Here is a 6,784-nt window from a genome sequence, read left to right as displayed (position 1 = left end):
GGTGGTAAATCGGTATCCTGATAAATTATAGTACTTCCACTACAGAAACATATTTCCATTTGTTCTATATTATTTATATGATTTACTTTATACTCTGGTAGTAATTGGATGATGTTGGACTGTAATATATTATTGAAATTCATTGTCATTATTCCATGCATATCATGAATAGCTATATAATTAGAATCCTTTTTATCGTCAGATAAATTAATTATTTCGTAGTCATTATATTCCTTTTTATAAATACCTATTTCTATATCAAAGAATCCTATTTTAGCAGTATACAAAGTTGCTGATTTCATCGTTTCTATTTGACAACAATGAAAAAAAATGTCTCTCTTTAAAGACGGTAGACACTTTAAAAAACTTCCATTGTTAATAATATCAATAATATCTATATTTAACATTTCCATATTTAACACCCTATCTTTTTCATTTTGCCAAGTTTTCCTTTTACTATGTCATGTTTTTTCAATGCTTTTTGTAAATGGTTCCATTCAGCTCCCTTACGTGGCCACCTGACCTTGGCATTTTCCAAATAGTCGACAACTTTTGCTTTATTTCTAGGATTTGATAAATAATCATCTAATTTATTAGTAGCTTTTTTCCAAGCAATTGATTCTGCATTCGTATTGCTAAATACAGGTTTGTAAATTATTTCACCATTTTTTCCAGGTTTTATTGCAATCTCCATTTTGTCAATATGAGCATGGGCACCTTTAGTTGCCCAGTCATCAGCGAGAACATCAATTCCGTGTGATACATGTAATCCAAGTGGATCAATCCAAGTAAACCCATTAGGCGCATACTGATACAGATTAAAACTACCCAGCAGCCCAATCGGGTCTGGCTGAGTAAATCTACCTATATCCGGATCATAATACCTGAAAGTATTGTAATGTAGGCCGGTTTCTCTGTCTAAATATTGTCCCTGATATCTGAGATTCTGCTCTATGGGTTCGTGTTCGATTTCATGAATCCGTTTTCCCCATAGCTGAAAGCTGCATTCCCACAGTAATTCGCCGTTTTCGTCGGTCAACTCTTCCGGACAGCCGTTCAGGTCGGTGTGGAAGTAGCGGATATATTGTTCTTGGTTGCCGTCTGTGTCTATGCGCGCCAGTGGTTCGTAGCTGTGCTGGTCGGTATAGATATACAGGCTGGTAGGGTGATTCGGGCCGGTTTCCTGAATCATTCTTAACCCGTCCCACAGGAAGCGAGTACGGTTGTAAGGTTTGCCCTCGCGGTCTAACTTTTGTTTTTCGATGCGTCTGCCAAGGGCGTCATAGAGGTAGCGGTATCGTTCGGTTTTGTTGAGCTGTTCAATGCGTACTTCGCTCAGACGGTGTTCTGCATCGTAGTGATAGTGCTGGGTTGCGCCGATGGTCTGTTTGATTTGGGTTCGGCCGTGCTCGTCGTAGCGGTAGTGGTGCCCTCTGAAATGCAGCAGCTGGTTACAGCGAATCAGGTTGTAGTTGCTGTATTCTTCTCTGTATTTACTGTCCAGCAGGTTGGCAGCGGCATCGTATTGCAGGGTTTCCCAGTATCTCTGATTACGGCAGCCTTCGATTCTGCCGGTGTGATCATAGCGGTAATCGGTCTGTCCGTGTTTGCTGTGTTTTTTGCTTACCAGTCGGTCGAGGTTGTCGTACTGGTAGCTGCGTTCGATCAGGATATCGGGCAGGATGGGATTCTGATTGTGCTGTATCTGTTTGCGTTGCAGCCGGCTGTTACGGTCGTATTTGAACTGGGTGTTCAGGCGTCCCTGAGTGCGTAATACTTCGCGGTACAGGTTGTCGCGTTCGATATCGCTGATGATGTGGCCGTCGATGTTTATCTGGTGCAGGTGGCCGGAGCCGTAATAGAGGTTGTTGATGGTGCGCCCATCCGGCAGGGTGGTGGCGATGCGGTTGCCCAGTGGGTCGTACTGGTGGCTGAGGGTGCCCTGTGCGGTGGTTTCGCTCAGCAGGTTCCCCTGCTGGCCATAGCTATATTTCTATTTGCGTCCTTCCCCGATATATTTGCTCTTTTAATCAACCTTACCAAATAAAGACTACAGTATTTTTAATTTTTCAGTTAACTCTTTTATACATGTATTTGCCAATTTTTTGTATTCTATAGAAATTTCTTCTGAATACTTTTCATCAACCATATTTTCAAACTCTTGAAATGTGCCAAAAAAGTCATTCATTTGAATAGCGAATCCGTTATTAACCCAACAAGCAAAAATTGTTTGCGGGTTATCTTCGCAGTTTTTGTGATAAACTATATTTTGTACTTTATCTACATCTAAATATAAACCGGTGCCAACAGATAAATTATCAGGTAATTCTCGAATACTTGTTGATTCTATATTTAATTTACCTCCAATCGATAAATTTTCAGGTAATATTTTGATTTTTGAGAATTTTAAATCCAAATCACCTTTAATGGAAAAATTTTCAGGTAATGCTTGTATTTCAGTAAACCCTAAATATAAATTACCTCCAATAAATAAATTTTTAGGTAATACTTTGATCTTTGTCATTGTTAAATTTAGATCACCTTTAACAGATAGGCGTTCTGGTAGTGCTGTTATTTCTGTATTTGCTAAATTTAGACTACCACTAATAGAAAAATTCTTAGGTAATGCTTTGATTTCCGTATTTGTTAAATATAAATAACCTCCAGTAGATACCTTTTCAGGTATAGTTTTGATTTCTGTATTTCTTAAATCTAAATCACCACTAACAGAAAAATTTTTAGGTAGTGCTTCAATTTTTGTATGAGTTAAAATCAAATCACCGTTAATAGATAAGTTCTCAGGTAATGCTTTAATTCCTCTGTTTCTTAAATTTAAATTACCATCAACAGTGATTTTATTGTCTTGAATGAGATACTTTATACCTTTTTTATTTAGTAATTCTAAAAATTTCTTCATAATCTCTCTTTAGCAATAAAAACTGCTTTAAATAGGCTGCATTAATGCGATTGACAACGGTAAATCTTACTATTACAGTTTTATTAATCTAAAAAATCATCATTTTCAAGGTAATAAATAATAGCATCTAATAAATCTTCTTTTGTAGCATTAGGATGATGATCTAATTTATTGTCAATAATATCTAAAAAAGTTTGATATTCTAACCAATCTCGGTATTTATCAGGGTAGTTATCACACAACTCACTCATTTCATCATCATCATCATCAGTTTCAGGAAGGTAAAAAGTACCTTCTCTTATATCCTTTTTTTTATTACCTATCTTAATATTTGTAAATAAAAAATACCATAATTCAGGACGATCTTTATAAATGGTTAATAGCCCATTGATACCTTCAATAATTTTCATTCATAATCTCCAATTATTATTTACGACAAATTGTACCACCACCCCATTTTTTGCGACCACCAGAACCATCAGGGTGATATATTTTATGATATTTATTGTGGTCTTTTCGATCAACTAAGCTCAATATTCCTTCTTTATTTTCATGATGCCATGTCATACTTGGTGGAGATCCACTCTTAAATTTACCTTTTGAGTTTGGTTGTACATGCTCTACAATTCCCGGATATTTAGTTTGCATTTCTCTCTTAAAAGCAGGATCACTCTGCATACGTTCATAAGTAGACTGATTCGCTCTCTTAAAATGCTCAGTATCAGAAAGAGTGTATTCTGAGGGATCTAATGTGTGCTGATGGAAGACATGATATTTCCCTAAACCACGAGTTCCTTCTCCAGCATACCATCCCCACGGATCGACCCAAGTCAACCCATTAGGCGCATACTGATACAGGTTAAACCCGCCAGCTAAGCCTATCGGGTCGGGCTGGACCTATATCCGGATCATAATACCTGAAAGTATTGTAATGTAGGCCGGTTTCTCTGTCTAAATATTGTCCCTGATATCTGAGATTCTGCTCTATGGGTTTGTGTTCGATTTCCTGAATCCGCTTTCCCATAATTAAAAGCTACATTCCCAGAGTATTTTGCTGATGTAAGTATATTTATAGTAGGTAAAGTTGGTATAGCTCTATATCTACTCAGCAATACTACTTGCTAATTTATATGGTATATTATTTAATTCAAGTTTTCTCTCTTCAAATTTTTTTCTATATGCTCTAAGAGTCGAATGATTTACATAACTGTAATTATCTAATTCATTAAATGATTTTCCATCATCTTCCCAATAGCATAATGGACAAATGTCATAATTTCCTCGACTGGTTAAAGTTAAATAACGACAACAAGGGCATATTTCCAAAATATCTTCATCCCCGACAATAGAAAAATTTTCTTTGTATAAGGCGGTAAGAAATTGTTGTAAATATTTATTAGAATATCCCTTTAATCTTACATCAATAAAATAATTTAATAGAAACTCCTGAATAGAATCATTATAAATATTTGTATATTCTATATGCTCGCCTTCTTCATTAAAATAATCAGCAAAAAGAATATTATCAATATCTTTTTCTGAACATTGTGTAATTTCATTTATAGCCAAATGAGTTAATGCTAATTTTCTACTTATTATTTTCATTTATAAATAACATCCGTTGTTGAAAGTCCTGTTTTCCGTAATGCTTCATTGATAGCATCGGTGAAAGGGTCATTTTTAACAAGACTTGATTGAGCTTTATAAAATGAAAGAATTTCTCTATCTTTCGCATGACCAATAAGTACTCTATTTGTATTTGGATCAAATTTAATGAGTTGGTTACCAATTTTTGCTTCTTTAAAATTGTGAGATGATTCAATTAAGAATTTTTCCATTTGCTCGTGATATTGTTTCATACTAATATTACCAAATTCGCTCTGTTTTACAACATGCTTATTATAGTGTTCGCTTAACTTGCCTTTTTTCCAAATACTTTGTCCTTTTTTCCATTTGACACTACTAAAACATAATCCAAGTGGGTCAATCCACATCAACCCATTAGGCGCGTACTGGTACAGATTCAAACCACCAGCTAAACCAATCGGGTCGGGCTGAGTAAATCTACCTATATCCGGATCATAATACCTGAAAGTATTGTAATGTAAGCCGGTTTCTCTGTCTAAATATTGTCCCTGATATCTGAGGTTTTGCTCTATTGATTCGTGTTCGATTTCATGAATCCGCTTTCCCCATAACTGAAAGCTGCATTCCCAGAGTATTTCACCGTTTGCATCGGTTAGTTCTTCTGGACAGCCGTTCAGGTCAGTGTGGAAGTAGCGGATATGTTGTTCTTGGTTGCCGTCTGTGTCTATCCGTGCCAGTGGTTCGTAGCTGTTCTGGTCTGTGTAGATATACAGGCTGGTAGGATGATTCGGGCCGGTTTCCTGGATCATTCTTAACCCGTCCCACAGGAAGCAGGTACGGTTGTAGGGTTGGCCTTCGCGGTCTAACTTCTGTTTTTCGATGCGTCTGCCAAGGGCGTCATAGAGGTAGCGGTATCGTTCGGTTTTGTTTAGCTGTTCGATGCGTACTTCACTTAGGCGGTGGTCGGCGTAGTAGTAGTAGCGTTGATGCCGATGGCGGTTTGTTTGGCTTTTTGCTTACCAGCCGGTCGAGGTTGTCGTACTGGTAGCTGCGTTCGAGCAGGATATCAGGCAGGATGGGATTCTGTTTGCGTTGCAGACGGCTGTTACGGTCGTATTTGAACTGGGTGTTCAGGCGTCCCTGAGTACGTGATACTTCGCGGTACAGGTTGTCGCGTTCAGTGTGGTCGGTGTTGCCGTCACGCTGTGCTTGTTTGATTTGGGTGACGTGCTACGGGCATTTATTCTGTTCGCTGGTCTAAACAATTAATTTTTTGTGGGTATAATGGTGGACGTAAGTAGATTGATTATTACACTCAGGTTGCAGTTTTACTTAACTATAATCTGCTAAAATAAAGTTGGTAACATCAGCAACTGGTATTTTCTGAATCTTTATCAAAAGGATATATTTGCGTAAAAAAATGTTTTTTCATAAGAGAAAATCATTTTATTTCCATTGGGAATTAAAAGAATACTTGTTTCATCACTTGGGTAAAAAAAATCATCCCATGATTTTACAAAAATATCCACTGGTACAATCGCACTCGCTTTTTTCCCCCAAAAGAAAAAAGCAAATGAAATGTCTGTTAATTTATTCTTGAAAAATAAAGAAGATTCGTTAGGATGATCAAAATCCAAATTAATTTTTTCTATAACAGAACAAAATGACGAATGCATTTTCATTAAATGGTTAAATGGGAATGTCACATCCCAAAAATTACTAGATTCCTCCGTATCAAGAAAAATAATCTGTCTTTTTTCATCAAAAGATAGCAAGCAATCTTTAGAATTAAATCTCCATGCAATAGGATATTTTTTTTCATCAATGGTTAATAATTTTTTATTCATAAAATATATGCCCAGCTCCACCAGATTTTTTACCCAAACTCCAATCCTTCCATTTTATGTGGGGTATATTATTCTCTGGTGCATTTATTGTATGCGATTCATTAGGGTGATGTTCATAACCTTTTTTGTATGGAATTTCAGAGTAAGTAGGCTGAATCTCTATCTTTCCTCTAGCATCTTTTAACAGTTGTTCAGCAGTAGCTTTATCCTTCACTCTAAAATTGGATTTACCACCTCTCTGAATTATTTCAGTTGCTTTCTTCCATTCAGGGCTACCACGCTTAATGATAGGTAAGTTAGTTGCATTGCCAACTTCCTTCCCTGTAAGGCCACATTTCATTAACCCCCACGGATCGACCCAAGTCAACCCATTAGGCGCATACTGATACAGATTCAATCCGCCAGCTAAACCAATCGGGTCTGGCTGGGTAAA

General features: G+C 36.9%; 12 protein-coding genes. 2 read left to right on the top strand and 10 right to left on the bottom strand.

Going from position 1 to position 6,784, the window contains the following annotated elements; translation table 11 throughout:
* Positions 1-413: hypothetical protein (locus BGI33_RS07285; protein WP_144235397.1), on the bottom strand; the 413-nt coding region annotated here is incomplete at its 3' end.
* 2 nt (positions 414-415) lie between these two features.
* Complete coding sequence (locus tag BGI33_RS07280; protein ID WP_100090594.1) at positions 416-1,192, bottom strand: RHS repeat domain-containing protein; 777 nt, start codon at positions 1,190-1,192, stop codon at positions 416-418.
* Positions 1,193-1,252: 60 nt separating this feature from the next.
* On the opposite strand from BGI33_RS07280, the gene BGI33_RS07275 reads away from it, so the two are divergent.
* Positions 1,253-1,774, top strand: a complete 522-nt coding sequence (locus BGI33_RS07275; protein ID WP_144235396.1) for a hypothetical protein — start codon at positions 1,253-1,255, stop codon at positions 1,772-1,774.
* Positions 1,775-1,816: 42 nt separating this feature from the next.
* Positions 1,817-2,047 carry a hypothetical protein gene (locus BGI33_RS14365; protein WP_257378931.1) on the top strand — a complete coding sequence of 77 codons (231 nt, stop codon included), beginning with the start codon at positions 1,817-1,819 and terminating at the stop codon, positions 2,045-2,047.
* A gap of 3 nt (positions 2,048-2,050) precedes the next feature.
* Here the strand turns inward: BGI33_RS14365 and BGI33_RS07265 are convergent, their stop codons facing one another.
* The 8 genes from BGI33_RS07265 to BGI33_RS07235 all read right to left on the bottom strand — a co-directional run.
* The gene (locus BGI33_RS07265) at positions 2,051-2,917 is read right to left on the bottom strand and encodes a hypothetical protein (protein ID WP_100090592.1); all 867 of its coding nucleotides are present in this window, start codon (positions 2,915-2,917) and stop codon (positions 2,051-2,053) included.
* Between the two features lie 83 nt (positions 2,918-3,000).
* Positions 3,001-3,327: a DUF7716 domain-containing protein gene (locus BGI33_RS07260; RefSeq protein WP_100090591.1), complete on the bottom strand. Its 327-nt coding sequence runs from the start codon at positions 3,325-3,327 to the stop codon at positions 3,001-3,003.
* Between the two features lie 16 nt (positions 3,328-3,343).
* The gene (locus BGI33_RS07255) at positions 3,344-3,751 is read right to left on the bottom strand and encodes an HNH endonuclease (RefSeq protein ID WP_257378932.1); all 408 of its coding nucleotides are present in this window, start codon (positions 3,749-3,751) and stop codon (positions 3,344-3,346) included.
* 25 nt (positions 3,752-3,776) lie between these two features.
* Positions 3,777-3,941, bottom strand: coding sequence for an RHS repeat-associated core domain-containing protein (locus tag BGI33_RS13780; protein ID WP_257378933.1), 165 nt, complete (start codon positions 3,939-3,941; stop codon positions 3,777-3,779).
* A gap of 77 nt (positions 3,942-4,018) precedes the next feature.
* Positions 4,019-4,522: a CPCC family cysteine-rich protein gene (locus tag BGI33_RS07250; RefSeq protein WP_025315297.1), complete on the bottom strand. Its 504-nt coding sequence runs from the start codon at positions 4,520-4,522 to the stop codon at positions 4,019-4,021.
* Positions 4,519-5,313, bottom strand: coding sequence for an RHS repeat domain-containing protein (locus BGI33_RS07245; protein WP_100090590.1), 795 nt, complete (start codon positions 5,311-5,313; stop codon positions 4,519-4,521). The genes BGI33_RS07250 and BGI33_RS07245 overlap by 4 nt, the downstream gene beginning before the upstream one ends.
* A 585-nt stretch (positions 5,314-5,898) precedes the next feature.
* Positions 5,899-6,351 (bottom strand): hypothetical protein, encoded by a 453-nt coding sequence (locus BGI33_RS07240; protein WP_025329789.1) that lies wholly within the window; start codon positions 6,349-6,351, stop codon positions 5,899-5,901.
* On the bottom strand, positions 6,344-6,784 hold a 441-nt coding region (locus BGI33_RS07235; protein WP_100090589.1), incomplete at its 5' end, for an RHS repeat-associated core domain-containing protein. The genes BGI33_RS07235 and BGI33_RS07240, both read right to left, overlap by 8 nt.

The sequence above is a fragment of the Snodgrassella alvi genome (assembly GCF_002777425.1).
GTDB lineage: Bacteria > Pseudomonadota > Gammaproteobacteria > Burkholderiales > Neisseriaceae > Snodgrassella > Snodgrassella alvi_B.
Note: the sequence above shows the minus strand (reverse complement) of the source record. Positions and strands in the feature narration are given on the sequence as shown.

Bases quoted from the DNA above. Each gene is read 5' to 3' on its own strand.
- BGI33_RS13780 (WP_257378933.1), bottom strand. From the start codon at position 3,941: ATGGGAAAGCGGATTCAGGAAATCGAACACAAACCCATAGAGCAGAAT.
- BGI33_RS07245 (WP_100090590.1), bottom strand. From the start codon at position 5,313: ATGATCCAGGAAACCGGCCCGAATCATCCTACCAGCCTGTATATCTAC.
- BGI33_RS07250 (WP_025315297.1), bottom strand. From the start codon at position 4,522: ATGAAAATAATAAGTAGAAAATTAGCATTAACTCATTTGGCTATAAAT.
- BGI33_RS07240 (WP_025329789.1), bottom strand. From the start codon at position 6,351: ATGAATAAAAAATTATTAACCATTGATGAAAAAAAATATCCTATTGCA.
- BGI33_RS07280 (WP_100090594.1), bottom strand. From the start codon at position 1,192: ATGATTCAGGAAACCGGCCCGAATCACCCTACCAGCCTGTATATCTAT.
- BGI33_RS07265 (WP_100090592.1), bottom strand. From the start codon at position 2,917: ATGAAGAAATTTTTAGAATTACTAAATAAAAAAGGTATAAAGTATCTC.
- BGI33_RS07260 (WP_100090591.1), bottom strand. From the start codon at position 3,327: ATGAAAATTATTGAAGGTATCAATGGGCTATTAACCATTTATAAAGAT.